Origin of the sequence: Pseudomonas fuscovaginae SE-1 (genome assembly GCF_000364705.1) — a bacterium.
GTDB classification, from domain to species: Bacteria; Pseudomonadota; Gammaproteobacteria; order Pseudomonadales; family Pseudomonadaceae; genus Aquipseudomonas; species Aquipseudomonas fuscovaginae_A.
The window spans coordinates 1-312 of the sequence record NZ_AQOH01000305.1 but is presented as its reverse complement, the minus strand read 5'-3'; the positions used below and the strand labels follow the sequence as shown (position 1 = coordinate 312).

Here is a 312-nt window from a genome sequence, read left to right as displayed (position 1 = left end):
TGTGCTAAGTCATATAGAGCAGCTTCATTGAATAACGAAATATAGTTTGGTATGGCAATTTGAAAGCGAGAGTCAGCTTGGTGATAGCTATTGCTTGATGCGTAATAAGTTGAGGCAATATTGCAGAATTTTTCTTGCCATTCATCAGAGTCAGATAGTGCCAGCAGTGCCTCAAATTGCTCGGGTGTGAAAACGGGTTTATCTTTCTCTATCCAGAGCTCAATATCTTTGCCATGACTCATTAGGTCGTTTTTGATGAACCAGCCTACTGTTCGGCCCACATTTGTGCTTGCAATGCAGTGCTCGATTTTT

Annotated in this window: 1 pseudogene; it reads right to left on the bottom strand. The window is 41.3% G+C overall.

The features are described from left to right. Positions 1-312 (bottom strand): annotated as a pseudogene (locus tag K675_RS33175) (hypothetical protein); the annotation flags it as partial.